Origin of the sequence: Hymenobacter canadensis (assembly GCF_027359925.1) — a bacterium.
Lineage (GTDB): Bacteria > Bacteroidota > Bacteroidia > Cytophagales > Hymenobacteraceae > Hymenobacter > Hymenobacter canadensis.
Genome location: NZ_CP114767.1, coordinates 1,798,630 through 1,823,282 on the forward strand (window position 1 = coordinate 1,798,630; position 24,653 = coordinate 1,823,282).

Genomic DNA, 24,653 nt, shown 5'->3' on the forward strand with positions numbered 1-24,653 from the left:
CGCGGCCGCGTATGAGTTCGTATATTCCAGTAACCTTTCCCCTATTCTCATGTCCAACAATCTGCTTAAGCGCCGCAAGCCGGTGCTGCTGGCCTCCGTGGCTGCGGCCGTAGCTACCGGCGTGGCTGCCTATGCCTTCGCCCGCCGCAAGCTGCACCCGCCGCTGCCCACCGTGGCCCACGTGGATCTGCACAAGTACATGGGCCTCTGGTACGAGGTGGCCCGGCTCCCGACCCGCTTCGAGAAAGGCTGCCAGCACGTGACGGCCGAGTACACGCTGCGGCCCGACGGCAAAGTGACCGTACGCAACACCTGCCACAAAGAAGGCCTGAATGGCCCCGTGGAAACCGTGACGGGTACGGCCCGCGTGGTAGATGCCGTCACCAACGCCAAGCTGAAAGTGAGCTTCTTCTGGCCGTTTGAAGGCGACTACTGGATCATTGCCCTCGACCACTCCGACTACCGCCACGCCCTGGTGGCCGGCGGCCCCGACCGCACCAACCTGTGGCTGCTGAGCCGCACGCCGCACATGGAGCGCAACCTCCGCGACCACTATCTGGCCAAGGCCCGCGAGCTGGGTTTTGACGTGGACCGCATCCTGTTCACGCCTCAGCCCATTGCCGGCAAGCCGTAACCGTGCCCGGCACGCGGCGGCGCGCTATATTTACCGCAAATCCCAGCCTTATGCCCATTCCCCAGATCGGCGACGCCGCCCCCGCCTTCGAAGCGCCCGACCAGCACGGCAACCTGCACCGCCTGCAGGACTACGCCGGCCGCAAAGTGGCCCTCTACTTCTACCCCAAAGACGACACCAGCGGCTGCACGGCCCAGGCCTGCGACCTGCGCGACAACTACCAGAGCCTGCAGGCCGCCGGCATTCAGGTGCTGGGCGTAAGCATCGACAGCGAGAAGTCGCACAAGAAGTTCGCCGATAAGTACGAGCTGCCGTTTCCGCTGCTCGTGGATGAAGACAAAAAGCTGGTGGAAGCCTACGGCGTGTGGCAGGAGAAATCCATGTACGGCCGCAAGTACATGGGCACCATGCGCTACACCTTCCTGATTGACGCCGACGGCCGTATCGAGAAGGTCATCACCAAAGTCGACACCAAAAACCACGCGGCCCAGTTGCTGTAGGCCCTGTTAGCCCCGCCCGTTTGGCGGGGCTTTTTTTTCGCGCGCCTCGCCCAAGTTCCTACCTTTGCTTTCCCCCAACCTCATAGAATTCATGTCGCACGACGCCAATTCCTTCGCCGCTTCTTCCGAAACCCACGCCCCCGAAGCCACCAAGTCGGTGGCCGAGCTGCAGCAGATTGCCGCGCAGGTGCGCCGCGACATTGTGCGCATGGTGCACGCCGTGAACTCCGGCCACCCCGGCGGCTCGCTGGGCTGCACCGACCTGCTGGTGGCCCTGTACTTCAAGGTGATGAAGCACACGCCCCAGCCCTTCGACATGAACGGCACCAACCAGGACCTGTTTTTCCTGTCCAACGGCCACATTTCGCCGGTTTTCTACTCGGTGCTGGCCCGCTCCGGCTACTTCCCGGTGAGTGAGTTGGCTACGTTCCGCAAGCTCAACTCGCGGCTGCAGGGCCACCCCGCCACCCACGAGCATCTGCCCGGTGTCCGCATTGCGTCGGGCTCGCTGGGCCAGGGGCTGAGCGTGGCCACGGGCGCGGCCCAGGCCAAAAAGCTCAACGGCGACGACCGCACGGTGTTCGTGCTCATGGGCGACGGCGAGCTGCAGGAAGGCCAGATCTGGGAAGCGGCCCTATACGCCCCGCACCACAAAGTCGATAACCTGATTGCCTTCGTGGACCGCAATGGCCAGCAGATCGACGGCCCCACCGACAAGATCGGCGGCCTCGGCGACCTGCGCGCCAAGTTCGAGAGCTTCAACTGGCAGGTGCTGGAAACCAACGGCAACGACCTGCCCACGCTGCTGGCCACCATCGAGGAAGCCCAAAACCTGCTCGGCCAGGGCCGCCCCGTGATGGTGCTCATGGACACCCAGATGGGCTTCGGCGTCGACTTCATGATGGGCTCGCACAAGTGGCACGGCGTTGCGCCGAACGATGAGCAGCTGGAAAAGGCGCTGCAGCAGCTGCTGGTAGAAGAAGCCGGCGACTACTAAATCGCAGATGTTGCAGATAAAGAGGGAATTTCGCTGATCAAACCGCCGGTTTAATGTCTGGCTTGTGTTTGTAAGCGGAAGCCTTTTTATACAGGCATTGGTCTGTTAAGCGTTGCTGCTATGGGCTTCGCGGCAGTTTACTGCTGTTGGTGCCGTACCCGCTGACATTTGGCTTCCCCGCGTTTCGTGGGGGAGCTGCTGTTTCCTCCCTTATGCGCCGCCTGGCCGTTCTTGTATGCGTGCTTGTGAGTCTGGCTACCTGGCCGGGCGCGGGGCTGCGTGCCCAGAACGCGCCGCCGGCCAAGCCGCGTGTCACGCGCATTCTGTTTCTGCTGGATGCCTCGGGCTCGATGCTGGCGCCGTGGGAAGGGCGGGCGCGCATGGACGTGGCCAAGGGCCTGCTGGCCCGCATGGTCGATTCGCTGAACGCCTACCCCAACCTGGAGCTGGGCTTGCGCGCCTACGGCCACCTGCACGACAAGTCGGAAAACAACTGCGAAGACTCCAAGCTGGAAGTGGCCTTCGCGCCTAAAAACGCGGCGGCCATCAAGGCCAAGCTCAAAACCATTGAGCCCCGCGGCAACACGCCCATCACCTTCTCGCTGCTGCAGTCGGCCGGCGACTTCCCGACCGACAAAACGGCGCGCAACGTGCTGATTCTGATTACCGACGGGCTGGAGTCGTGCAAGGGCGACCCGTGCGCGACCTCGCTGGCACTGCAGCGGAAGCGGGTGTTTCTCAAGCCCTTCGTGATTGGCATCGGGGCCGAGCGGGAGTTTGGTAAGCAGCTGGAATGCCTGGGGCAGTACTACAATGCCGCTGACGTGAAGACATTCCGCACCATCCTCAACGACGTGGTAGCCCAGACGCTGGCCAAAACCACCGTGGCCGTCAACCTCACCGACGAGGCCGGCCGGGGCGTGGAAACGAACGTGAACCTGACGTTTCTCAACAACGTCACGGGCCTGCCCGAATACAACTACGTGCACTACCGCGACGCCAAAGGCCAGCCCGACGCCCTCGACATCGACGCGCTGCAGAGCTACGACCTGGTGATAAACACCGTGCCGCCGGTGCGCCAGGAAAACCTGCAGATCCGGCCGGGCAAGGCCAACGTGCTGACCTACAAAACGCCGCAGGGCACGCTCTGGCTGCAGAACCCTAACGTGACGCCCAACCCCTACGGCACGGTGCAGGCCGTTATCCGGCAGCCCGGCAAGGACGGCACGCTGCTGGCTCTGCCCTTCGGGGCGCGGCAGAAGCTGCTGGCCGGCACCTACGAAGTGGAGCTGCTGACGCTGCCCCGGCAGGTGCGGCGCATCAACATCCGGCAGGGCCAGGAAACCACCGTCACGTACCCGGCGCCCGGCATCCTCAACATCGTGTCGGACCTGAAAGGCTACGGCAGCATCTACCGCCTCAACGACGACGAAACCCAGACCTGGCTCTACAACCTTCCCGACGGCGGCAGCAGCAAAATAAACGTGCCAATGCAGCCCGGCGCCTACCGCCTCATCTTCCGCACCAAAACCGCCACCGGCAGCCAGTTCACCGACGTGCGCAACTTCACCATCCGCTCGGGCCAGACCAGCTCGGTTAGCATCTTTGGCCGATGAGGAACTGGGAGGACACACAAGAGCTACTACGCCCCTATTTCGAATTGCTTGCTTTTTTTATGATTTTTCTACTGGTATTCAGCATCATGCAATATCAGCAACACCAACAGCAATTTTATAAGAAACTGAACAAAGATGGTATACAGGCTTGCGCTAGCATTGAGAACGATCATTACACAAAAGGCACACACACGTATTCATTGAATTATCTAAATAATAACAAGCCAGTTTCAGCCATTGGCTATTCACAAAACAAGTATTCAATAGGCGACTCTTTATCAATACTATTTCTCCCTGAAGAAGATGAAGTACTTATTCAGGAGTAATATGCCCACGACGATGCCTTCCGTTTCAACTATAGACCTCGAACCGGCCGCTACGCAGCTCCGCTCCGATGGCTACGCCATCCTGCCCGGCGTTTTCACCCCGGCCGAAACGGCGGCTTTGCTGCGCACCATCGCCACGGCCGATACCACCTCACCCAGCTTCCGGCGCAGCCAAGACGTGTTTGCCATCCGGAATCTGCTGCAGGAGCTTCCAGCGTTGCAGGAGCAACTCCTGACGCCCGGGCTGCGGGAAGTGCTGGCGGCGCTGTTTCCAGCCCAAACGCCGCATCTGGTGAAGGCTATCTACTTCGATAAGCCGGCCGGCTCCAACTGGCTGGTGGCCTGGCATCAGGATGTGATGGTGGCTGTAACCGACCGGGTAGAACTGCCCGGCTACGGCCCCTGGAGCAGCAAGGGCGGCGAAACCACCGTGCTGCCGCCCCGCGAAATCCTGGAAAGCATCGTCACAGTGCGCCTGCACCTCGACGACTGCGACGCCAGCAACGGCGCGCTGCGGGTGGTGCCCGGCTCGCACCGCCACGGCGTCATCCCCAACGACCAACATCCTACCTTTACCCCGAAGGCGCTGACGTGCGCCGTGCCCGCCGGGGGCGTGATGCTGATGCAGCCACTCACGCTGCACGCTTCCAACCGCAGCACCAGCGCCCAGTCGCGCCGCGTGATTCACCTGGAGTTCAGCGCGGCCGAGCTGCCCGATGGGCTGCAGTGGCGCGAGCGGCTGGCACTTCCTCTGACATAAAAACCCAAGACCCTTAGTCCCCAAGCCCCCAACATCCAACCCATGAAAGATTTCCCCTACACTGAATCGAAGGACACCCGCAGCGGCTTTGGGGCCGGCCTGCACGAGCTGGGCAAAACCAACCCCAATGTGGTAGCGCTGTGCGCCGACCTGATTGGCTCGCTCAAGATGGACGCCTTCGTGAAGGACTTCCCCGAGCGGTTTTTCCAGGTGGGCATTGCCGAGGCCAACATGATGGGCCTGGCCGCCGGCCTCACTATTGGCGGTAAAATCCCGTTCACGGGCACCTTCGCCAACTTCAGCACCGGCCGCGTCTACGACCAAATCCGGCAGAGCATTGCCTACTCGGGCAAGAACGTGAAGATCTGCGCTTCGCACGCCGGCCTCACGCTGGGCGAAGACGGCGCCACCCACCAGATTCTGGAGGACATCGGGCTGATGAAGATGCTGCCCCACATGTGCGTCATCAACCCCTGCGACTACAACCAGACCAAAGCCGCCACCCTGGCCATCGCCGATTACGAGGGCCCCGTATACCTGCGTTTCGGCCGCCCCGTGGTGCCCAACTTCACCCCCGCCGACCAGGAGTTTGAAATCGGCAAAGGCGTGGTGCTGAACGAAGGCGCCGACGTGAGCATCTTCGCCACCGGCCATTTGGTGTGGAAGGCCATTCTAGCGGGCAAGCTGCTGGCCGAGAAAGGCATCAACGCCGAAATCATCAACATCCACACCATCAAGCCGCTGGACGCGCAGCTGATTCTGGAGTCGGCGCGCAAGACGCGCTGCGTGGTGACGGCCGAAGAGCACCAGATGAACGGCGGCCTGGGCGACTCCATCGCCCAGCTGCTGGCCCGCGAGGAGCCCCTGCCGCTGGAAATGGTGGCCGTCAACGACTCGTTCGGCGAGTCGGGCACGCCCGACCAGCTGATGGAGAAGTACGAGCTCAACGAAGCCGCCATCGTGCGCGCCGTGGAGAAGGTAATGGCCCGCCGGAAGTAGGTTTCCGACAGCCGACCCAAATGCCCAACGCCCCGGCCGCACGTGTTGCGGCCGGGGCGTTGTGGCGTTAAGGCAAGTCCCTCACGCCAGAATATCGGCAATGATGGCGACGTGGTGGCGGGTATGGATTTCCAGAAACCGGAGGGCCTGGTCGCGCCGCAGGTCGCCGAAGTAGGGATGGTAGAAGTAGCTGCCCGCCGGCAGCGCGGCCAGCCGGGGCAGTATGGCGCGCGTGCGGGCCAGGTGGGCCGTCAGCGTTTCGGCCGAGATGGGGCCCTTCGGCAGCACCACTTCCGGCGACTTGGCCCGGCCGCGCGGAATCCGCTTGAACGTGAAAAACACCAGCCGCCCCAAGCTGAACCGCCACCGGTAGCGGGCGGGGTCGGAGGCGGCCAGCACCTGCTGGATACCGTTGAGCGTGAGCAGCGTGTGCTCGATGTGCCAGCCCACCGAGGCCTGGGAAACCGCTTGGTTCAGGGTTTCGTGGCGGGCAATGCTTTGCTCAAGCTGTTGCAGTAAGGTTTCGAGTTGGGTCATGTGGGTTGTTCCGTTGACACGTTCCTGTTGCAGAGACGGGCGTCGTATGTGGGCACTGAAATCGGTTTTCGGGCGCGCCAACATATTCGCTGCGCGGCGCCACCGGGCGGCGCGGCAACTGCTACTGTTTGGCCCCGCACCCGGCGCAGAACTTCTGGCTGGGCTGCACGGAGGCCCCACAGTCGCCGCAGAATTTCTCTTTGGGCGCGGCGGCGGCGCTGGCGGTGCCGCATTCGGGGCAGAATTTCTGGCCGGGCTGCAGGCGAGCCTGGCAGTTGGGGCACTGCTCTACCTTGGCCTGGCCCAGAAAATCGAGGTCCTGAGTGTAGTTGTGCTCCCGGGTTTTGGTCTGGATCTGCTCGCGGGCGGCCTGGCGCTGCTGGGCGGCCAGCTCCTCGTGCTCGTTGGGGGCGCAGTCTTCGCAGAGGCCGGCGGTGTGGTTCCAGCACACATCGGGGCACACCCAGTGGCCGCAGCGGGTGCACTGCTTGAAGTAGGTTTTGCCTTCCTGCACGGCCGTTTCCAGGGCGTCGTCGTGGGCCTTGCCGCCGATGGCGCGCTGCACATGGTAGGCGGCGGTGCCGGCATCGTAGAAGTGCCCGCCGAACAGGCTACCGGCGGCCCGCATCAGCTCCCCGGCAATCCCAATTTTATTGGGCAGAAAGCGCGACATGTGCCCGTTGCGGCACTTGTCGCAGTAAAACTTGAACTGAAAGCCCTTGTCGGTGCTGAGGTCGTCGTGGTTGGCCACGAAGTGAATCATGCTGCTCATAGCGGTGGTAGTAGGTGCGAGGGCTGAAATTAGCATTTTACTATATCTGCGCTGCTTTTTTCAACTGTTACATTTCTGCTTTCCACGCCCCAAGCTACCGGCCAGCCGGCTTACGCACTGCCGGCCGGGCAGCAGGCTTGCGCACTGCCGGCTTCCCGGCCGCTGGTTTGGCTGCTGGTTTAGCCGCCGCCGGCCGGACCAGCGGTTTCGGGGCTTCGTCTGGCAGCCAGGTGGCCCGAAACCCATAGTCGGGCGCGAAGGGTGGGCGGCCCAGCGGGCGCAGCGGCGGTACCGTGAACGTCAGCTGGCCGGTGGCATCGGTGCGGGCCTCGGTGGTGAACTGCGCAATGCGGCCGCCCTGCGCCACCGGGCCGCCGGCACGGAGGGCGTAGAACGGATAAGTGCTGAAGAATTCCAGGCGGTAGCGGCCCGGGCGGGTCATGCCGGGCAGGCTCACGGTCTGGCCTATCAGGGCCGGAATGCTGTCGGGGGTGCTGGGCTGGTTGTCGTTGAAGCGCAGGCAGGTGGTATCGGTGAACGAGCCGGCCTGGTGGGGCAGCTGGTACCAGTAGCTGGCGCGGTTGTGCACCCAGCCCAGCACCCGCGCCGGGCTCCGCAGCGCAAACACTTCCAGGCGCGCGTCAGACGTGAAAGCCCCGCCGGGCTCCAGCGAAACCGTGTCCCTGGCGGGGCTGCCGGCGGCCCACACCGGCACACAGTTGCCGGGCGTGGTGGGCGTGTGCGGGGTATCTTTAGGGCCGACCATGCCGGGGCAGGCACTGGCCAGCACCTCGTAGTCTTCACTGAAGATGGGGCTACCGGCCAGAAATAGCTGCAGCGGCTTGAAATAGTGGTATTGCCCGCCGTAGCAGAGCCCGAATACCTGGTTGGCCCACCAATACAGCGCCGCCCCGCCCGAGCCGTTGAACGCCGACGACCAGAGCGTGTTGTGCATCTCAATCAGGTCGTGGTAGCGGACGCCGGGCGGGTAGCGCGGGGCCGTGAAGTTGGAGCTGCCGTACCAGCACTGCTTTTCGATACCCAGCCCAAACTCGGCCAGCTGGTAGGGCTTGCCGGGGAAATGCACCGCGGCCCGCCGGGCCAGATAGGCGCGCTGGTGCTCCACGTTCAGGTCGGAGCTGTAGTAGTGGTCCTGCACGAAATCCAGCTCCGGAGCCTGATAGAGCGGCTTGCCATCGGGGCCAAGGTAGTCGCCGCTGAAGGCGTAGCCCAGCGAGTTGGTGTAGAGGTACTGCGGGGCCAGGGTGCGGGCGTAGGCTATCATCTCGCGCACCCAGCTGCCCACGCGGGCCGAGTTGCCGGGGTTCCAGAAGTTGTCGGCTTTACCGCCGAACAGGTCGGCCTCGTTCATCATTTCCAGCCCGAAAATGGCCGGCGAGTAGCCCCAGCGGGCCACCACGTAGCGGATGCGCTGCCGGAACAGCTGCCGGCTCACGGAGTCAGTGAAGAAGCGGATGGGCGGCGCGCCCGGCGCCAGCCGCTGCCGGTACGGGTGCCGCTGCCAGGCCTGGCCCACCTCCCCGTTGTCGGCAATATCCGTGACCGAGGACAGCGCAATCTGCAGGTACACGCGGCGGCGGGCGGCCTGCTCCACTAGCGCGTCGAGGTCGTAGGCGCGGTTTTGGCGGGTGTCGTAGCGGCCGGCGGGGCCGTCAGCGCCTTCAGGGCTGAACTGGCCGGGCATCAGCATCAGGCGGGCGAAGTTGCCACCGTTGTCGGCTATTTTGCGGATACCGTCGCGCACATCCTGGTACGGCAGGCGGGTGTAGCGCTCCTCCACGCCGTTGTTGACCACGTTCATGCCCAGCGGAAAAAACACGCGGCCATCGGTAAAAGCGAAGTTGCGGCCGTTGGGGTGCACCCGCACGAAGCCGGGGTTGTCGGTAGCGGCCACCGTGAAGTAGGTGGGCGCACTCACGGTGCTGGAATCGTGGTGGCGCACCAGCAGGCGGTAGCTCCAGCGGCCGGCTTCGGGTGGCGCAAACCGGATGCGCCAGGGCAGGCGCGTGGGCACGGGCACGAGGTAACGCGGGTCTTCGGGGCAGGTGGTGCAGTAGGTGCAGGTGTCGGTGGCACTCTGGCGCGGAAACGGGGCGCAGGTGGTGCAGCGCCGGAAGTCCTGGTACCAGAAGCCCACCGCCCGGTGCACCACGCCGCTGGGGCTGGTAAACTCGGCGCCCACCGTTATTTCGGCGGGGTCGTAGGGATTCTGCACCGGGGCCGTGGCCAGGGCCAGGCCCAGCTCCAGCTTCTGCAGCCGCGCCGGCGGCACCACGCCCACGCGGCGGTGCTCGGTGATGCGCAGGGCCCAGGCCGGGCCGCTAGCCAGCCCGCTCAACAGCACACCCAGGATAAAATGTAGCAGTAGCTTCATAGGCACGGGCGGCCACCGTAAGTTTGGGGCCGCTAGCAAAGCGGGAAGAAACGGGTTTTTCCGCGGTTTTGTAGTGTGCCGGCTGTGCTAATCCCTTTGCTTATGCGCTTCATTTTCCTGTTTTTCCTGCTTGCCACGCTGCTTCCGGCACCTCGGGCATGGGCCCAGAATCAGCAGCAGCCCGACACCACGCTCATCGTCTACAATACCCAGCTGACGGGCGCCTACAGCCGGGGCGGCGTGAACCGCACGCTGCTGTCTACCACCCAAAACCTCACATTCACGCGCGGCCAGCACTTTGGCTTACCCCTCACGGGCAGCTTCATCTTTGGCCGGCAGGATAAACGGCTGAAAGAGCGGGAGCTGCTGCTCAATGCCACACCCTACTACTATAAAGGCCGGTTCCGGGCCTACGCCCTCGGCGGGTTCGAGCAAAGCAACCTGCGCGGCATCACCAGCCGGACGCAGCTGGGCGCCGGCCCCGGCTGGGCCTTCTATTCCGATACGCTGGGCCGCGAAGTATCGGTCAGTAACCTCGTTATCCGGGAGCAAACCAACTTTCTAGATGGCCGCCGTCAGGTGACGGCCCGCAACTCGGCCCGCCTGAAAGTGGCCTGGTCGGTGCGGATCCTCACGCTAAACTCCACCACGTTCTACCAACCTTCGCTGGCTGATTTCGGCAACTACCGCTTCAGCAACCTCACCACCGCTGCCCTCAAGCTCACGCGCCAGCTGGCCGTCAGCCTCTCCTATAATTACTCCTTCGAAAGTGAATTCAGCGAGGGCCGGGTACCGGAAAACACCAACGTCACGGTAGGCCTGGCGTACAGCACGCGGAGGTAACCAATTAGAATCCGCTACTGCACTTGCACTATTATGAATTTAGCATTCTACAATCCAATTAATTGATATGCAGTTTTATACCCATTTTCTGGCAATTGCGCATTCCGTAGCGCGTAAAGGCCTTAGTGAAGTATCGAATACAGCTATGCTCGCCTTCCTGCCAACATACTTTGTAGCCACAGGACTGTTTTACGTCCTGCTTAACCTCTTGCCATCTGACAATTCCTACTACTTGGCAATAGTTGTCAATCTGCTAAACGCAGGGATTCTATCCCACTTGCTAAACAGATATATTAATTCCAAGATTATTATCATCAGGGCTTTAAGCAAAGGAAAACGGTATACCAAGCTCTCCTATTTCCTGATTTGGCTTGCTTGCTTCGGGCTTTTTATTGCTCTTCTTAATTTGTCTTAAATAGAAGCCCAATGCTGGGTTAAAGTACTCGCCACCAACATGAGAACAGCAACTACTCAACTTTTCTCATTCGCCTCTATTAAACCCTGGCCAGCCCCGCCACTCTAACCGGCCAACCGCTCGCTCTCCGCCCCGCCTAACCCCCTTCTTCTGCTTGGAAGACCAGGACATCCTCCGCAAGTTCGCAGACCCGGCCTCCCGCAACGTGGCCTTCAACCAGCTGGTGCGCAAGTACCAGACCAAGGTGTATTGGCACGTGCGCAAGATGGTTATCGACCACGACGACGCCGACGACCTCACCCAGGACGTGTTTGTGAAAGTGTGGAAGCACCTGGAGAACTTCCGGCAGGACGCCTCGCTCTACACCTGGATTTACCGCATTGCCACCAACGAGTGCCTGAACTTCCTGCAAAGCAAGCGCCGCAAGTTCTTTCTGCCCATCCATGATGTGGCGGCCGAACTCACGGCCAAAGTAGAGGCCGACCCCGGCCTGGCCGGCGACGAAATCGAGCTGCGCCTGCAGAAAGCCATCCTCACGCTCCCCGACAAGCAGCGCCTCGTGTTCAACCTGCGCTACTACGACGAAATGCCCTACGAGCAGATGGCCGAAGTCACCGGCACCAGCGTAGGCGCCCTGAAAGCCTCCTACCACCACGCCGCCAAGAAAATCGAAGCCTACATCACGAATGCTGAATGAGTTGGTGATTTGATTAGTTGTCAGTTTTTCGTTGTCAGTATCGATATCTACTAACAACGAAAAACTGACAACTACCAACTAACAACCCGATTAAACCTTACCGCCTGAGTTGCTTCTAAGTGCCATGAAAACTCCTTTTCGTCTGGACGACCATCCGCGCCGGCCGCAGCCGCTGGCACCGCCGCCGGACGGCTATTTCGATAAGCTACCGATGCGCGTGATGCAGCGCGTGGAGCCGCACGCCTTGGCCGCTGCTGGTCCGCTGGCCGTGCCGGGCTGGCTGGCGGCCCTCTCGGCGCCGCTGCGCACGGCCCTGGCTTCTACGGTGGTACTGGGCGGCTTCGCAGCCTCATTTCTGCTGAGTGGGCCCGGCGCGTTGCCCACCGCCTCGGCTTCCGGGACGCTGGCCAGCGTGCCGCGCACCGAGCTGGTAGAGTATCTGCTGGCCAACGAGCAGCGCATTACCCTCACCGACTTGGCCGAGCTGCCTGCCACGGCCCAGGCCCTGCCCGAAACCTACCTGCAGGCCTCCTCCGCCGAGTTGCAGGACCTGCTCGATGCCCAGCCCACCGACGAAACCTATCTATAAAAAGCCTTGTCTTCTTCCCCGACTTTTACCTCCATGAACTACCTCTTCCGCACGCTGCTGCTGCTGTGCCTGCTGGCTGCCGTGCCGGCCGTAGCCCAGAAAGGAGCCCGCCCGGGTGGCCGCCTGAGCCAGCTCGAAAATGCTAAAATCGCCTACCTCACCGAAAAGATTGCCCTCAACCAGGAGCAGGCCCAGCGTTTCTGGCCCGTCTACAACGAATTCACGCAGAAGCGCCGCGACCTGAACCGCCGCATGCGCCTGCTCCGCACCGACGAGCCCGACGGCCTTTCCGACGCCCAGATCAAGGACAACCTGACCCAGGCCTTGGCCTTGCGCCAGCAGGAAGTGAACCTGGAGAAGGAGTACTTCGACAAGTTCCAGAAGGTGCTCACCATCCGGCAGGTAGGCAAGCTGTTTGTGGCTGAGCGGCAGTTTACCCGCGACGTGCTCAAGCGCGTAGCCGACCGGCGCGGCGGCCTCCCCCCCGGCGGCGGCCCCGGCCTCGACGACTAACTTCTCCCACAAAAAAGGCTGCTTCGGCAGCCTTTTTTGTTGCCCGTTTGTTGCCTGCTACCTACCCGGGGCCGGCAGTTGGCCGCGGCCGGTGCCGTACCTTTGCCGTATGCTTACCACCCGCCAGCTTTTTCTGCGCCACCAGGCCCAAACCTCCGATTTTCCGCTGCTGCTGGAAATTGAGCGGGCCGAGGGCGTATACATGTACGGCCCCGACGGCCGCCGCTACCTCGACCTGATTTCCGGCATCGGCGTGAGCAATGTCGGCCACCGCCACCCGCGTGTCATTGAGGCCATCAAAAACCAGCTCGACAAGTACCTGCACCTGATGGTGTACGGTGAGCTGGTGCAGGCCCCGCCGGCCTTGCTGGCCGAGGCCCTGCACGCCACCCTGCCCGCCCACCTCGACGCGGTATACTTCACCAATTCCGGTACCGAGGCCATTGAGGGCGCCCTGAAGCTGGCCAAGCGCCACACCGGCCGCACTGGTTTCATCAGCTGCCAGAATGCCTACCACGGCTCCACGCACGGCGCGCTCAGCATCACCGGCTCCGAGGGCTTCAAGAACTCCTACCGCCCGTTGCTGCCCGACGTGCAGCACTTCCGCTACAACCACCCCGAGGATCTGGCCCTGATAACTGAGCACACGGCCGCCGTCATCGTGGAAACGGTGCAGGGCGAGGCCGGCGTGCGCGTGCCCGAGCCCGGCTACCTGCCCGCCCTGCGCCAGCGCTGCACCGAGGTAGGCGCCCTGCTGATCCTCGACGAAATTCAGTGCGGCTTCGGGCGTACCGGCACGCTCTGGGCCTTCGAGCAGTTCGGCATTACGCCCGATATTCTGGTGTGCGCCAAAGGCATGGGCGGCGGCATGCCCATCGGGGCATTCATCTCGTCGCAGGAAATCATGGCGGGCTTCAAGACCAACCCCATCCTGGGCCACTGCACCACATTCGGCGGGCATCCGGTGTCTTGCGCGGCCTCGCTGGCTACGCTGCAGGCCATTCAGGAAGAAAATATGCTGGCGGGTGTGGCCGAAAAGGCCGCCCGTTTCCGGCGGCAGCTGGTGCATCCGGCCATTCGGGCCGTGCGCGGCTGCGGCCTGCTGATGGCGGTAGAGTTCGACTCGTTCGAAGTGCTCAAGCCCATCATCGACCACGCCCTGGAGCACGAAGGCATCCTCACCGACTGGTTCCTGTTCTGCGACAATTCCCTGCGCTTGGCTCCCCCGCTCATCATCACCAACGAGCAAATCGACGAGGCCTGCGCCGCCCTGCTTCGGGCCATTTCGTTTATCAGTGAGCAATAGGTAGCCAATAGACATAACGAGCAATGCGCCGTTTAACAACCCCTGAGGTTTGCTAAACGGCGCATTGCTCGTTATGCACTATCAATTAGTTGTTCATTTCAGCAGCGTCTGGGTGCCGGATTTGATGCTGTCCCGGTCCATTCCGTCTTTCACGCCCTGCGAAATCTGCTTGATTAGCAGCCCCACTACGTCCTTGCGGAAGCCCAGCTTCTCGGCCATGATGGTGCAGAAGTCCATTTCATTGTCATCCACGATGCCATCGGCCAGCATCATGTCCACCATATCAAAAATCTGGTCGAAGCGCTCCGAATCGTTGTCGGGCACTACCATGCGGCTGTTGGCGCTGTTGGCCACCAGCGTCCGGATTTCGTCGGCACGGATACCGTTTTTCTTGCCTACCGCCACAATAAAGCTCATTTCCCGCTCGTCGATGTGCCCATCAGCCTTAGCCAGTGCCGCCAGATTCTGAATGTGGCTTTTGACTTTCCGGGTTTGCTCGTTTTCAAAAAAACCAAACATAGGTGGGTGCGGCTTAGGAAGGGCGGAAGGAAATGAAATAACAAAGCCGCCCGGCCGGGGGCGGCAAGTGGAAGTTACTAGGCGGAACACTGGTTTCCAACTCGTGGGCATACGTTGCTCGAAAAAAAACAGCCGGCCCGGTTTCGCTAAATTTCATGGCCCTGCGCAAAACGGAATGGCTTTTCGCTATTGATTTGCCACCTTTGCCCGTTCTGCCCTCCGGGGGAAGGCAGAATGGACATTTTTGACAGGAAGGACGATGAAGCGTATTGCAGTTTTCACCAGCGGCGGCGACGCACCGGGCATGAATGCCTGCATTCGGGCCGTGGTGCGCACGGCCGTTTACCACGGCATTGAGGTATATGGTATCATGCGCGGCTATAGTGGCATGATCAAGGGCGAATTCGTACGCCTCGACTCGGCCTCGGTATCCAACACCATTCAGAAGGGCGGCACCATTCTCAAGTCGGCCCGCAGCCAGAAGTTCATGACCAAGGAAGGCCGTCAGCAGGCGTTCGACCAGCTGGTTAACAACGGTATCGAGGGCCTCGTGGCTATCGGCGGCAACGGCACCTTCACCGGGGCCACCCTCTTCGAGCAGGAGTTCGGCATCCCCACCGTGGGCGCGCCCGGCACCATCGACAACGACCTGTTCGGCACTGATTACACCATCGGCTACGACACGGCCGTGAACACGGCCCTGGAGGCCATCGACAAGATCCGGGACACCGCCGACTCGCACGACCGCTGCTTTTTTGTGGAAGTGATGGGCCGCGACTCCGGCTACATTGCCATTCCGTGCGCCATCGGCGGCGGAGCCGAAATTGTGATGATTCCGGAAACCCAGATGAGCACTGAGGCGGTGATTGACTCGCTGCAAAACAGCTGGCAGCGCTCCAAGACCTCGTTTATCGTGGTGGTGGCCGAAGGCGAGGAAGAAGGCAGCGCCCACATTGTGGCCCAGCGCGTGAAAGAAGCCATTCCGGAGCTCGACACCCGCGTGACCATCATCGGGCACATCCAGCGCGGAGGCGCTCCCTCCGCCGCCGACCGCATGCTCGCCTCCCAGATCGGTATTGCGGCCGTGGAAGGCCTGCTCAACGGCATGCGCAACGTCATGGCCGGCATTGTGGACCGCAAGCTGGTGTACACTCCATTCACCGACACCATCAACAAGAAAAAGCTCATCAACCAGAGCTTCATGCGCATGGTGGAGATTCTGAGCGTGTAGCTGCCTTTTAAAGTCTTGTCAGAATAATCAGTTATTCCCTACCACAATTCGAATTGTGGTAGGGAATTTGCGTTCTACAGTATCCAGAATTAGTTCCTCTTTCACCATGTATTTTTTGTATTATGCTTAGCAGATATTGTTTTCTGATTGCCAGTACGCTTCTGGCTACTGTAGCACAGGCACAGGATGCTCCTCCCCGCGGCAGCCTGCAGCTAGGTATAGGCTCGGCCGGCGTAGGAACCGGCGACTACATGGCCCTCAAGGCCCATTTGGAGTATGCGCGGCTGCTGGGCCGCCACCTAAGCACCGGTACCCGACTGGCCTTTGTGGGAGGCAGCCGGGAGTCCTTTAATACTGTATATAATCCCGACAGGCCCAGTAACGAAGGCGTTACGGTGCCCTACGCCATGTCGTACCAAGCCATAAATCTGGAGCAGGAGTTCTACCTGTATCCTTTCGGTAATGATAGGCGGGTGCTGTTTGCAGTGGGCGGCGGCGGCTACGCAGGCTACTCCAGCCGCTACGGGGCACCCTCAACGCGCCTGAACCCCACTACGGGTACAACTTTCCTCGCCCTTGATCAGGAAAATGGCCTGCATGCCGGCTACCTGTTTTCGTTTAACCTAGATGTGGCCGTTGACCCAGCCCGCAAGTGGTTGGTAGGCGGCAAGGCACTGTTTCAGAATGACACCTTCGGCAACTCTTTGGCCACACTGCAACTGAAAGTGGGCCGCCATTTTTAGCCACTTTCACTGGCAAGGCGCAAGTCCCGACCTATTTTCAGCAGCGAGACTTGCGCCTTACAAATATGGAATTTACAGCACCACCCACTGATACTCCGCATCGCGGCGGAGCCAGGTGAGCTGGCGTTTGGCGTAGTGGCGGGTGTTGCGCTTGAGCAGCCGCACGGCTTCCTCCCAGTCGTAGAGGCCGTCGAGGTAGCCGAAGATTTCCTGGTAGCCCACAGTTTGCAGTGCATTGTGGTGGCGAAAAGGCAGCAGACTTTCCACCTCAGCCAGCAGGCCCGCTGCCAGCATCTCATCTACCCGCTGGTTGATGCGCTCATACAGCACCTCCCGCTCGCGGGTGAGGGCTATTTTGATGATGCGGAATGGCCGGCTGGCCACGGTGCGCCCCGTCTGGAAGCTGCTGAACGGCTGCCCGGTGGCGCGGCATACTTCCACGGCCCGCAGCACGCGCTGGTGGTTTTGCCTATCGATGCGGGCGTGGGCCACGGGGTCGAGGCGGGCCAGCTCTTCCACCAGCGGCGCGAGGCCGGTGGTGGCCAGCTCCTGCTGCAGCTGGGTGCGCAGGGCCGGGTTGGCGGTGGGCAGCTCGTCGAGGCCGTCGGTGAGGGCCTGCAGGTACAGGCCGGAGCCACCCGTGAGCACCACCACCTGGTGGCGCTGAAACAGCGTTTCCAGCACCTGCAGCCCGTCGGCCTCGAAACGGCCGGCGCTGTAGTCGTCCGTGATGCTGTGCGAGTCGATGAAATGGTGCGGCACGCCCTGCATCTCGGCGGGCGTGGGCTTGGCCGTGCCGATGCTCATCTCCCGGAAAAACTGCCGCGAGTCGGCCGACACGATTTCGGTGCGGAAATGCTGGGCCAGCTGCACGCTGAGGGCCGTTTTGCCGACGGCCGTGGGGCCGGCCACCACCACCAGCACAGGGCCCGGAGCGGCGGCCAGCTGCAACTCCAGCGTAGTTATCAGATCAGAAAGAACACTCATGCGGAAACGGGTTGGGGAGGGCCGACCAGCGCGGCATATAGCGCCAGCAGCCGGGTTTCTTCGTGCTGCCAGCTGAGCTGCGGCCGGGCCAGCCGGCAGTTTTCGGCCAGCTGCCGGTAGCGGGCCGCCTCGCCACCGGGCAGCAGGCGGTTGAGGGCGGCGGCCAGGGTGGCGGGCTGCAGGTCGGGCACCAGCTCGGCCACGTCGTACTGGTCGTTGAGGGCGCGGTATTCGGGAAAATCAGTGACTACCTGCGGGATGCCGGCATGCAGGTAGTCAAAGAACTTATTGGCCAGCGAGTAATAGTAGCTCAGGCCCAGGTTTTCGAGCAGGTTGAGGCCCACGCCGGCGTGGCGTGTAATCTCGCGCAGCTCATCGGGCAGCACAAAGCCCCGAAACTCAACCTGCCCGCTTTGCGTGAGGCCCAGCGCCGCCGCCTGCGCCCGCAACGCGTCCGACAGGTCGCCTTCACCGCAGATAACCAGCCGCCCCGCCACGGCGGGCATGGCCGCCAGCAGCTGTTCCAGTCCGCGTCCGGCATTGAGGGCACCCTGATAGAGAATGTAGCCTCCTTCAGGTGCCGCGGCCGGCGCGGGCGGCAGCGGAGCCGTTTCCAGCCGGCTGATGTTGCGAATCACCTCAAACGGCCGGCTGTAGCGGCTCTCGAAAAGGCGCGCCAGTGCCGGCCCCACCGTGTAGGCCAGGGCGGCGCGCGGCACCACAAACCGCTCTACGGCGCGCCAGAGCCGCTGCACCTCCGGACGCGCCACCACTTCGGGCACTTCCGTGAACAGCTCGTGGGCATCGTACACCAGCGGCTGCCCTGCTAGGCGGGCCCGCAGCCACACGGGCAGGGCCGTATCCAGGTCGATGGCGCACCAGGCGGCGGCGCGCTGGCGCAGCAGAAACCAGAGCAGCCGCAGGTTGAACTCCAGATAGAACAGCTTGCCATGCTGGTAGCGGCAGCGCAGCCGGTGCTGGGCGTAGGGCTGCGGCGTGAGCGGCCGGGACGTGCGCCACTCACGCCCCACCAGCAGCACGTCGTAGCCGGCCTGCGCCAGCGAGCCGCAGATGCGCTGCATCCGCTGGTCGTAATTCAGATCGGTAGTGACGGTGAAAAGCAGGCGCGGTGCAGCCATAGAACAGAGCGCAGTGCCCGGCTGAAAATGGCGCCAGGCAAAAAGCGCAGGGGTTTGGGATATTTTCGACAAATTTAACGGTTAAACCGGGCCCCGGCGGTAGTTTCTTGTCGTTGCCGCCGAAGCCACTGCCTCCCCTCATGCCGCAATCTGCCATTCCGCTGGCTTCGTCTGCCGTGGCCTCGCCTCCTGATCTGTACCGGGCTCTGTTTGAAGAGGCCTACGACGCCCAACTACTCTACGACGAGCAGGGCCAGCTGCTCGACTGCAACAAGACCGCGCAGCGCCTGCTGGGCACCAGCCTCGCGCAGCTCCAGCAAACCGGCCTGATGGCGCTGGCCGTGCCAGGGGCCACAAGTGTGCCCGGGCACGCCGAGGAATGGCGCGACGAAAAGCGGCTCCGCGAAGCCATCCGGCATACGGCCCGCACCGGCGAAGAAACCTCGGCCCGCTGGTGCGGCCGCTACCCCGCCGACCAGCGGCCGCTGGTGGCTTGGGCCACTCTGCACCGCCTGGCGCTGCCCGAGGGCACGGTTCGCGTGCAGCTGATTCTGCGCGACGTTACGCAGGACAGCCAGCGCTACGAGCAGAATACCCAGCAGCGCCTCATCGACCACAGCCAGCACCAGCTGCGCGACCTGCTCTCGCGCACGACTCTGAGCTACGTGCTGCTCGACCGCGAAGGCATCGTCCTCGACGTCAACGACTTCTTTCTGGACTTCACGGAGTACAGCCGGAACGAGGTGCTGGGCCAGCCTTACAACCAGCTATTTTCGCCCATCACCACCCGCGTCGCCAACGAGGAAAACTACCGCCACATCATCCAGACGGAGCAGCTGCAGGACTTCTACGAGCGGGCCCTCGTCACCAAAAGCGGCAAAACCCGCATGGTTTACTGGCACGCTGAGTTTGCCCAGGACACCCAGGGCCAGATTACCGGCATCTTCATGGTCGGCCGCGACTTTACGGAGCGCCACGTGGCAGCCCGCGCCCTCACCGACAACCGCAACCGGCTACAGGACTTCCTCGACAATGCCCACGACCTGATTCAGAACCTGAGCATCGATAACCGGCTGCTGTTCGTGAACAAGGCCTGGAAGGAAAAGCTCGGTTACGACGACGACGACCTGCCGCACCTCACGCTCTCCGACGTGGTGCACCCTTACTACAAGGCCAAGCTGCTCTACCAGCTGCGCAACCTGTACAAGGGCGAAAAGGTGAACAAGCTGGAAACCGTGTTTCTCACCAAAACCGGCAAGCCCGTCCACCTGATCGGCTCCATCAGCTGCTCCTGGCAGGACGACGAGCCGGTGAGCACCCGCGCTATTCTGCACGACATTACGGACCGCATCAAGGCGGAGCGGCTGCAGAAAGTGTACTACAGCATTGCCAATCTGGCCATCAGCTCCAAGGATCTGCACTCGCTCTACGGCGCCATTCACCGCGAGCTGAGCAAGATTATTGAAACCAACAACTTCTTCATTGCCCTCTGCGACGAAGCCCGCACGCAGCTGCAGTTTGCCTACTTCGTCGATCAGAATTCGCAGGGTGACACCGGGGCCGTGTCACGGCCGTTTTCGTCGGGCATGTCGGAGTACATCATCCGCACCGGGCGGCCACAATACATGCTGCGCCACGAGCTGGAAGAGCTGATCGGCAACGGCACCATCACGGCCTACGGGCTGATGCCGGAGGTGATGCTGTGCTCGCCGCTGAGCATCGGCGAGCGGATTATCGGGGTGATTGCCGTTCAGGACTATTATAAGGCCGACGCCTACGCGCCCACCGACCTGGAAATCCTGCACTTCATCTCCAACCAGGTGGCGCTGGCCATTGAGCGCAAGCGCAACGAGGTGCAGATTCAGAAGCAGAACGCCCGCCTGAACGCCATCTTCGAAAGCGGCTCCCACCTGATGTGGAGCGTGGACACCCACTCGCGCCTGACCAGCTTCAACCGCAACTACGCCGCCTACTTCCTGCGCCGCAACGGCGTGTACCCCACACCCAACGTGAACCTGTTCCAGGCCGACTTGGCCATGATGGAAAAGGACCCGCGCGAGCTGTTTCTCGACAACTACCGCAAAGCCTTTCAGGGCCACCCGCAACGGTTTGAGGTGCGCCTGCGCGACGCCCGCGGAGCCGATTCGTGGCGCGAAATCTTCCTCAACCCCATCTACTTGGATGACGGCTCGTTCGAGGAAATTTCGGGCATTGCCCACGACATCACGGAGAAGAAGCGCGGGCAGCTGGAGCTGGCGGCGCAGGAAGAGAAGTTCCGCGCCATCTTCGAGTCGTTCCAGGATGTGTACTACCGCACCGACGGCAAAGGGATTATCACGCTGGTGAGCCCCTCGGTGGAGGAAATGCTGGGCTACACGCCTGAGGAAGTAACGGGCACGCCTATTACCAACTATTATCTCAGCCCGAATGAGCGCGAGGTATTGCTGCAAAGCGTGATGGAGCATGGCGAGGCGCGCAACTTCGAAATTGCCATGCTGCACAAGGCGGGCCATGCCGTGAGCGTACTCGTGAATGCGCGGCGCGTGGTGGATGGCCCCGGTGGCACCGAGGGCATCGGGCGCGATATTACGGGCCTCAAGCAGATGCAGGACGACCTGCGCCATGCCAAGGAGGCTGCCGAAACGGCGCTGGAGGCCAAAACACTGTTCCTGGCCAACATGAGCCACGAGCTGCGCACGCCTATGAACGGCATCATCGGCATGATTGACCTGCTGCACCAGACCGTGAGCAGCGAAGAGCAGGAGGAGTACGTGGATACGCTGCGCAAATCGTCCGACGCGCTGCTGGCCATCCTCAACGACATTCTGGATCTGTCCAAGATTCAGGCCGGCAAGCTGCAGCTCAACGAGGAGGGCATGGACCTGCACTACACGCTGGACAAGATTCATTCGCTTTTCTCGAACCGCGCCCAGCAGAAGTGCCTCACCTTCACCTACCACATTGCGCCCGGCACCCCGCGCTTCATCATCTCCGACGAAACCCGGCTGCTGCAGGTGCTGAGCAACCTTACCTCCAACGCCATCAAGTTCACGGCGCAGGGCACCGTCAGCATCATTGTCTCCACGGTATCGCACATCGGCGACGAATATATGCTGCGCATTGCCGTGCAAGATTCGGGCATTGGTATCTCCGAGGACAACGCCAAACTACTCTTCACCAACTTCACCCAGCTCGACACAACGCCTACCAAATCGTTTGGCGGCACGGGCCTAGGCCTGGCCATTAGCAAGCAGCTGGCGGCACTGCTGGGCGGCGAAATCGGGATGCTCTCCAACGAGGGCGACGGTAGCACATTCTGGTTCACGCTGGTCTGCCACGCGGCCCACAACGAGGAGGAAATTGTGCAGGAGCGCCTGGCTTCCCGCGAGCGGGGCCCCGACGTTGCCCGCTTCGACACGCCCCCCCGCGTGCTGCTCGTCGACGACAATCCCATCAACCAGAAAGTGGCCACCCGGCTGCTCGACAAGCTGGGTTGCGAGATTGAAATGGCCGACAATGGCTTCGAAGCCATCAGCAAAGCTACCAGCAGCACCGCGCCTTTCGACCTGATTTTCATGGACATCCAGATGCCGGAGATGGATGGCGTCACGGCCATGCACGAAATCCGGCGGCGGCTGGGCAGCACCTGCCCGCCCATAGTGGCCATGACGGCCTACTCCATGAAGGAAGATGCCGAACGCTTCGTGAATGAGGGTATGGACGACTACGTTTCGAAGCCGGTGAAAAGCCAGGACCTGCACGCCGTGCTGCGCCGCTGGGTGCTGGCGGGCCCGGCCATGCTGCCCCCCACCAGCGAGGGGCCAGCCAAAGCTGCGCAGGTGTTGCCGCCTGCTCCGGCCGCCGCGCACCTAGCCCATCAGCCCCCGCTGTTCATCGACCCGGAAGTGCTGGAACAGCTGCGCCAGTTGGGCGGGGCCGAATTCGCCGCGCAGCTCTATCAGGACTTTGAGGTGGAAGCCGGCCAGCTGCTGGAAGAGGCCGAAACTTTGGTGAGCAGCGGGCAGTACGCTGGGATTTTACCACATTTGCACCAGCTAAAGGGCACTGGTTTCACGTTGGGGCTTACGGCCCTGGCTGAATGTGCCAAGCTGCTGGAGCACGAGCTGAAACTGAACCACACCCAAAAAACAGAGCAGGATTTCCAGAAATTGTTGCGTTATTTTGATCAGTTCAAATCACAATACATTGCCTTAACCAGCGTAGATTGAGCTTGCTTTGACTGCGCAGCGTCTGCCCCTTTTCTTTGCCCTTCCAACTCTCCTTTCTTCTCCCCCATGAGCGACACGAAAACGATACTGATTGCGGAAGACAGCTCTGTCATTCTGAACCTGACCAAGAAAATTCTCGAACTCCAGCAGTACCGCATCGTGTCGGCTAAAAATGGTGGCGAAGTTATCAAGCAGGTGGAAAGCCAGCCCATCGACTGCGTGCTGATGGACATCAATATTCCGGTGAAAGACGGCATGGAGTGCACCCGCGAAATTCGGGCGCACCAGGATGAGCGTATCTCCAAAATCCCAATTATTGCCATCACCGGCAATGCCAACAACTACTCCATGGAGCAGTTCCGCGAAGCTGGTGTAACCGACTATCTGCCCAAGCCGCTCGACTTCGACGCCCTGGTGCGCGTGGTGAAGCAATACGTTGGCTAATGCAGAAGTGAGACTATGAGAGGTGAGAAGTGAGACTACGTTCTTGCAAAAGCCCGCAGAACGTAGTCTCACTTCTCACCTCTCATAGTCTCACTTCTAAAGAATGCAAATTACTTTCCTTGGCACGGGCACGTCGCAGGGCGTGCCCGTGATTGGGTGCCACTGCGCCGTGTGCCGCTCACTCGACTACCGCGACAAGCGGCTGCGGGTATCGGTGCACCTGCAGGTGCAGGGCAAGAGCCTCGTCATCGACTCGGGCCCCGACTTCCGGCAGCAGGCCCTGCGGGAGCGGATCGACCACCTCGATGCGCTGGTGTTCACGCACGAGCACAAAGACCATACGGCCGGCATGGACGACATCCGGGCCTACAATTTCAAGCAGCAGCAGGACATGCCGGTGTATGCCGAGCCGCGCGTGCTGGACCAGCTGCGGCGCGAATACGCCTACATCTTTGCCGAGCACAAGTATCCCGGCGTGCCGCAGGTACAAACCATTCCCATCCTCAGCGACATCGACCGGTTCGACGTGCAGGGCGTATCCTTTCAGCCGATCCGGGCTATGCACTACAAGCTGCCGGTGCTGGGCTTCCGGGTTGGCAACTTCACTTACGTCACGGATGCCAACCACCTCTCGTCGGCTTCTCTGGACCTGATGCGCGGCTCCGACGTGATTGTGCTCAATGCGTTGCGGCAGGAAAAGCACATCTCGCATTTCTCGCTTTCCGAAGCCGTGGCCGTGCTGGAAGAGCTGGCGCCGCGCCGCGCCTACCTCACCCACATCAGCCACCTGCTGGGCCGCCACCGCGAAGTGGAAGCCACCCTGCCCGATTTCATCCGGCTGGCGTATGATGGGCTACGGCTGGAGGTGGAGTAGCGCAGGCTAGTTTCCGGCCGGTTTGGTGATGCGTAATTTCACGGATAAGTCCTGCTTCTCGGCGTAGTTGCGGTCAGTTTCTTTGGCTTGCCAGCTGGTGTACTGCACCAGGTAGCGGCGGCCGTTTGCCCGTACACTGGCGGTGTCGATGAAAGCACCGGTCTGCAAGCCGGTTGTGTTGTTTACCGGCATTTTCAGCTGCTGCGTTCTGCCCTGCGCGTCGGTAATTGCCAACAGCGGAAACACGAAATTGGCGGTGAAGCAACGGGCATTTTTGGGGCAGATAGAGTATTGCAAATCAGCTAACTCCACAGTCAGTTCTGGTTGAGCTACTGTCGGCAGCAACGCCTGTTGCCGATAGCTGAGCGTGAAATCCTGGCTGAATGCTGCCTCCATAGCGGCCGGTGTTGCGTCCTCGTTGTTATCTGATTTCTGGCAGGCGCCAAGACCTACGACCAGCGCGGCAAAAAGTAGGGACTGTTTCATAGTTAATATCTGAGCGAGTGTAATTGCTCGTGTAAAGGAGATGCTGTAGCCCGACCAAAGGTTGCAAGCCTGTGTAGTGGCGGCATTTCCGCTTTTATCTTC

The 24,653-nt window shown here is 61.7% G+C and carries 24 protein-coding genes; 17 read left to right on the plus strand and 7 right to left on the minus strand.

From position 1 onward, the window contains the following. The first annotated feature begins 49 nt into the window (after nt 1-49). The 7 genes from O3303_RS07750 (at nt 50) to O3303_RS07780 (ending at nt 5,832) form a co-directional block, all read left to right on the plus strand. Nucleotides 50-634, plus strand: coding sequence for a lipocalin family protein (locus O3303_RS07750; protein WP_269561491.1), 585 nt, complete (start codon nt 50-52; stop codon nt 632-634). A 50-nt stretch (nt 635-684) separates the two neighbouring features. Beyond that, nucleotides 685-1,134 (plus strand): thioredoxin-dependent thiol peroxidase, encoded by a 450-nt coding sequence (gene bcp, locus O3303_RS07755; protein ID WP_269561492.1) that lies wholly within the window; start codon nt 685-687, stop codon nt 1,132-1,134. A 91-nt stretch (nt 1,135-1,225) separates the two neighbouring features. Continuing rightward, nucleotides 1,226-2,131: a transketolase gene (locus O3303_RS07760; RefSeq protein WP_269561493.1), complete on the plus strand. Its 906-nt coding sequence runs from the start codon at nt 1,226-1,228 to the stop codon at nt 2,129-2,131. A gap of 245 nt (nt 2,132-2,376) precedes the next feature. Then, the gene (locus O3303_RS07765) at nt 2,377-3,747 is read left to right on the plus strand and encodes a vWA domain-containing protein (RefSeq protein WP_269561494.1); all 1,371 of its coding nucleotides are present in this window, start codon (nt 2,377-2,379) and stop codon (nt 3,745-3,747) included. 59 nt (nt 3,748-3,806) lie between these two features. Next, a complete protein-coding gene (locus O3303_RS07770) occupies nt 3,807-4,073 on the plus strand; it encodes a hypothetical protein (RefSeq protein ID WP_269561495.1) in 267 nt (88 codons plus the stop codon). A gap of 13 nt (nt 4,074-4,086) precedes the next feature. Next, a complete protein-coding gene (locus O3303_RS07775; RefSeq protein ID WP_269561496.1) occupies nt 4,087-4,833 on the plus strand; it encodes a phytanoyl-CoA dioxygenase family protein in 747 nt (248 codons plus the stop codon). Between the two features lie 42 nt (nt 4,834-4,875). Next, nucleotides 4,876-5,832 carry a transketolase family protein gene (locus tag O3303_RS07780; protein ID WP_269561497.1) on the plus strand — a complete coding sequence of 319 codons (957 nt, stop codon included), beginning with the start codon at nt 4,876-4,878 and terminating at the stop codon, nt 5,830-5,832. An 81-nt stretch (nt 5,833-5,913) separates the two neighbouring features. Here O3303_RS07780 and O3303_RS07785 read toward each other — a convergent pair whose 3' ends face one another. From O3303_RS07785 to O3303_RS07795, 3 genes are all read right to left on the minus strand, one after another. Next, nucleotides 5,914-6,369: a DinB family protein gene (locus tag O3303_RS07785; protein ID WP_269561498.1), complete on the minus strand. Its 456-nt coding sequence runs from the start codon at nt 6,367-6,369 to the stop codon at nt 5,914-5,916. Between the two features lie 121 nt (nt 6,370-6,490). Then, on the minus strand, nt 6,491-7,141 hold the full coding sequence (locus O3303_RS07790; RefSeq protein WP_269561499.1) for a zinc ribbon domain-containing protein: 651 nt from the start codon (nt 7,139-7,141) through the stop codon (nt 6,491-6,493). A 94-nt stretch (nt 7,142-7,235) separates the two neighbouring features. Further along, on the minus strand, nt 7,236-9,536 hold the full coding sequence (locus O3303_RS07795) for a DUF5060 domain-containing protein (RefSeq protein ID WP_269561500.1): 2,301 nt from the start codon (nt 9,534-9,536) through the stop codon (nt 7,236-7,238). 102 nt (nt 9,537-9,638) lie between these two features. On the opposite strand from O3303_RS07795, the gene O3303_RS07800 reads away from it, so the two are divergent. The 5 genes from O3303_RS07800 (at nt 9,639) to O3303_RS07820 (ending at nt 13,899) form a co-directional block, all read left to right on the plus strand. Then, on the plus strand, nt 9,639-10,379 hold the full coding sequence (locus O3303_RS07800; RefSeq protein ID WP_269561501.1) for a DUF481 domain-containing protein: 741 nt from the start codon (nt 9,639-9,641) through the stop codon (nt 10,377-10,379). 569 nt (nt 10,380-10,948) lie between these two features. After that, nucleotides 10,949-11,491, plus strand: a complete 543-nt coding sequence (locus tag O3303_RS07805) for an RNA polymerase sigma factor (protein ID WP_044017305.1) — start codon at nt 10,949-10,951, stop codon at nt 11,489-11,491. A 124-nt stretch (nt 11,492-11,615) separates the two neighbouring features. Further along, on the plus strand, nt 11,616-12,080 hold the full coding sequence (locus O3303_RS07810) for a hypothetical protein (RefSeq protein WP_269561502.1): 465 nt from the start codon (nt 11,616-11,618) through the stop codon (nt 12,078-12,080). A gap of 33 nt (nt 12,081-12,113) precedes the next feature. After that, a complete protein-coding gene (locus O3303_RS07815) occupies nt 12,114-12,593 on the plus strand; it encodes a hypothetical protein (protein ID WP_269561503.1) in 480 nt (159 codons plus the stop codon). A 109-nt stretch (nt 12,594-12,702) separates the two neighbouring features. Next, on the plus strand, nt 12,703-13,899 hold the full coding sequence (locus O3303_RS07820; protein ID WP_269561504.1) for an aspartate aminotransferase family protein: 1,197 nt from the start codon (nt 12,703-12,705) through the stop codon (nt 13,897-13,899). Nucleotides 13,900-13,992: 93 nt separating this feature from the next. Here the strand turns inward: O3303_RS07820 and O3303_RS07825 are convergent, their stop codons facing one another. After that, a complete protein-coding gene (locus O3303_RS07825) occupies nt 13,993-14,418 on the minus strand; it encodes a tellurite resistance TerB family protein (protein WP_269561505.1) in 426 nt (141 codons plus the stop codon). Between the two features lie 259 nt (nt 14,419-14,677). Between O3303_RS07825 and pfkA the strand changes: the two genes are divergently transcribed. Both pfkA and O3303_RS07835 read left to right on the plus strand, forming a co-directional pair. After that, a complete protein-coding gene (gene pfkA, locus O3303_RS07830) occupies nt 14,678-15,649 on the plus strand; it encodes a 6-phosphofructokinase (protein ID WP_269561506.1) in 972 nt (323 codons plus the stop codon). A gap of 122 nt (nt 15,650-15,771) precedes the next feature. Beyond that, complete coding sequence (locus O3303_RS07835; protein ID WP_269561507.1) at nt 15,772-16,392, plus strand: hypothetical protein; 621 nt, start codon at nt 15,772-15,774, stop codon at nt 16,390-16,392. Between the two features lie 72 nt (nt 16,393-16,464). On the opposite strand, the gene miaA is transcribed toward O3303_RS07835, so the two are convergent. Continuing rightward, complete coding sequence (gene miaA / locus O3303_RS07840) at nt 16,465-17,379, minus strand: tRNA (adenosine(37)-N6)-dimethylallyltransferase MiaA (protein ID WP_269561508.1); 915 nt, start codon at nt 17,377-17,379, stop codon at nt 16,465-16,467. Continuing rightward, nucleotides 17,376-18,518 (minus strand): glycosyltransferase, encoded by a 1,143-nt coding sequence (locus O3303_RS07845; RefSeq protein ID WP_269561509.1) that lies wholly within the window; start codon nt 18,516-18,518, stop codon nt 17,376-17,378. Before O3303_RS07845 ends, miaA begins: the two co-directional genes overlap by 4 nt. 140 nt (nt 18,519-18,658) lie before the next feature. On the opposite strand from O3303_RS07845, the gene O3303_RS07850 reads away from it, so the two are divergent. The 3 genes from O3303_RS07850 to O3303_RS07860 all read left to right on the plus strand — a co-directional run bounded on the left by O3303_RS07850 (nt 18,659) and on the right by O3303_RS07860 (nt 24,065). Then, nucleotides 18,659-22,747, plus strand: coding sequence for a PAS domain S-box protein (locus O3303_RS07850; RefSeq protein ID WP_269561510.1), 4,089 nt, complete (start codon nt 18,659-18,661; stop codon nt 22,745-22,747). Between the two features lie 66 nt (nt 22,748-22,813). Then, nucleotides 22,814-23,191 (plus strand): response regulator, encoded by a 378-nt coding sequence (locus O3303_RS07855; RefSeq protein WP_044017296.1) that lies wholly within the window; start codon nt 22,814-22,816, stop codon nt 23,189-23,191. A 103-nt stretch (nt 23,192-23,294) separates the two neighbouring features. Beyond that, nucleotides 23,295-24,065, plus strand: coding sequence for an MBL fold metallo-hydrolase (locus O3303_RS07860; protein ID WP_269561511.1), 771 nt, complete (start codon nt 23,295-23,297; stop codon nt 24,063-24,065). A 6-nt stretch (nt 24,066-24,071) separates the two neighbouring features. Here O3303_RS07860 and O3303_RS07865 read toward each other — a convergent pair whose 3' ends face one another. Further along, complete coding sequence (locus O3303_RS07865) at nt 24,072-24,551, minus strand: hypothetical protein (RefSeq protein ID WP_269561512.1); 480 nt, start codon at nt 24,549-24,551, stop codon at nt 24,072-24,074. Nucleotides 24,552-24,653: the final 102 nt, after the last annotated feature.

What these genes read in the sequence shown, in the direction of transcription:
- O3303_RS07750 (WP_269561491.1), top strand. Translation starts at nt 50, where the DNA reads ATGTCCAACAATCTGCTTAAGCGCCGCAAGCCGGTGCTGCTGGCCTCC.
- bcp (WP_269561492.1), top strand. Translation starts at nt 685, where the DNA reads ATGCCCATTCCCCAGATCGGCGACGCCGCCCCCGCCTTCGAAGCGCCC.
- O3303_RS07760 (WP_269561493.1), top strand. Translation starts at nt 1,226, where the DNA reads ATGTCGCACGACGCCAATTCCTTCGCCGCTTCTTCCGAAACCCACGCC.
- O3303_RS07770 (WP_269561495.1), top strand. Translation starts at nt 3,807, where the DNA reads ATGATTTTTCTACTGGTATTCAGCATCATGCAATATCAGCAACACCAA.
- O3303_RS07775 (WP_269561496.1), top strand. Translation starts at nt 4,087, where the DNA reads ATGCCTTCCGTTTCAACTATAGACCTCGAACCGGCCGCTACGCAGCTC.
- O3303_RS07780 (WP_269561497.1), top strand. Translation starts at nt 4,876, where the DNA reads ATGAAAGATTTCCCCTACACTGAATCGAAGGACACCCGCAGCGGCTTT.
- O3303_RS07785 (WP_269561498.1), bottom strand. Translation starts at nt 6,369, where the DNA reads ATGACCCAACTCGAAACCTTACTGCAACAGCTTGAGCAAAGCATTGCC.
- O3303_RS07790 (WP_269561499.1), bottom strand. Translation starts at nt 7,141, where the DNA reads ATGAGCAGCATGATTCACTTCGTGGCCAACCACGACGACCTCAGCACC.
- O3303_RS07795 (WP_269561500.1), bottom strand. Translation starts at nt 9,536, where the DNA reads ATGAAGCTACTGCTACATTTTATCCTGGGTGTGCTGTTGAGCGGGCTG.
- O3303_RS07800 (WP_269561501.1), top strand. Translation starts at nt 9,639, where the DNA reads ATGCGCTTCATTTTCCTGTTTTTCCTGCTTGCCACGCTGCTTCCGGCA.
- O3303_RS07810 (WP_269561502.1), top strand. Translation starts at nt 11,616, where the DNA reads ATGAAAACTCCTTTTCGTCTGGACGACCATCCGCGCCGGCCGCAGCCG.
- O3303_RS07815 (WP_269561503.1), top strand. Translation starts at nt 12,114, where the DNA reads ATGAACTACCTCTTCCGCACGCTGCTGCTGCTGTGCCTGCTGGCTGCC.
- O3303_RS07820 (WP_269561504.1), top strand. Translation starts at nt 12,703, where the DNA reads ATGCTTACCACCCGCCAGCTTTTTCTGCGCCACCAGGCCCAAACCTCC.
- O3303_RS07825 (WP_269561505.1), bottom strand. Translation starts at nt 14,418, where the DNA reads ATGTTTGGTTTTTTTGAAAACGAGCAAACCCGGAAAGTCAAAAGCCAC.
- pfkA (WP_269561506.1), top strand. Translation starts at nt 14,678, where the DNA reads ATGAAGCGTATTGCAGTTTTCACCAGCGGCGGCGACGCACCGGGCATG.
- O3303_RS07835 (WP_269561507.1), top strand. Translation starts at nt 15,772, where the DNA reads ATGCTTAGCAGATATTGTTTTCTGATTGCCAGTACGCTTCTGGCTACT.
- miaA (WP_269561508.1), bottom strand. Translation starts at nt 17,379, where the DNA reads ATGAGTGTTCTTTCTGATCTGATAACTACGCTGGAGTTGCAGCTGGCC.
- O3303_RS07845 (WP_269561509.1), bottom strand. Translation starts at nt 18,518, where the DNA reads ATGGCTGCACCGCGCCTGCTTTTCACCGTCACTACCGATCTGAATTAC.
- O3303_RS07850 (WP_269561510.1), top strand. Translation starts at nt 18,659, where the DNA reads ATGCCGCAATCTGCCATTCCGCTGGCTTCGTCTGCCGTGGCCTCGCCT.
- O3303_RS07855 (WP_044017296.1), top strand. Translation starts at nt 22,814, where the DNA reads ATGAGCGACACGAAAACGATACTGATTGCGGAAGACAGCTCTGTCATT.
- O3303_RS07860 (WP_269561511.1), top strand. Translation starts at nt 23,295, where the DNA reads ATGCAAATTACTTTCCTTGGCACGGGCACGTCGCAGGGCGTGCCCGTG.
- O3303_RS07865 (WP_269561512.1), bottom strand. Translation starts at nt 24,551, where the DNA reads ATGAAACAGTCCCTACTTTTTGCCGCGCTGGTCGTAGGTCTTGGCGCC.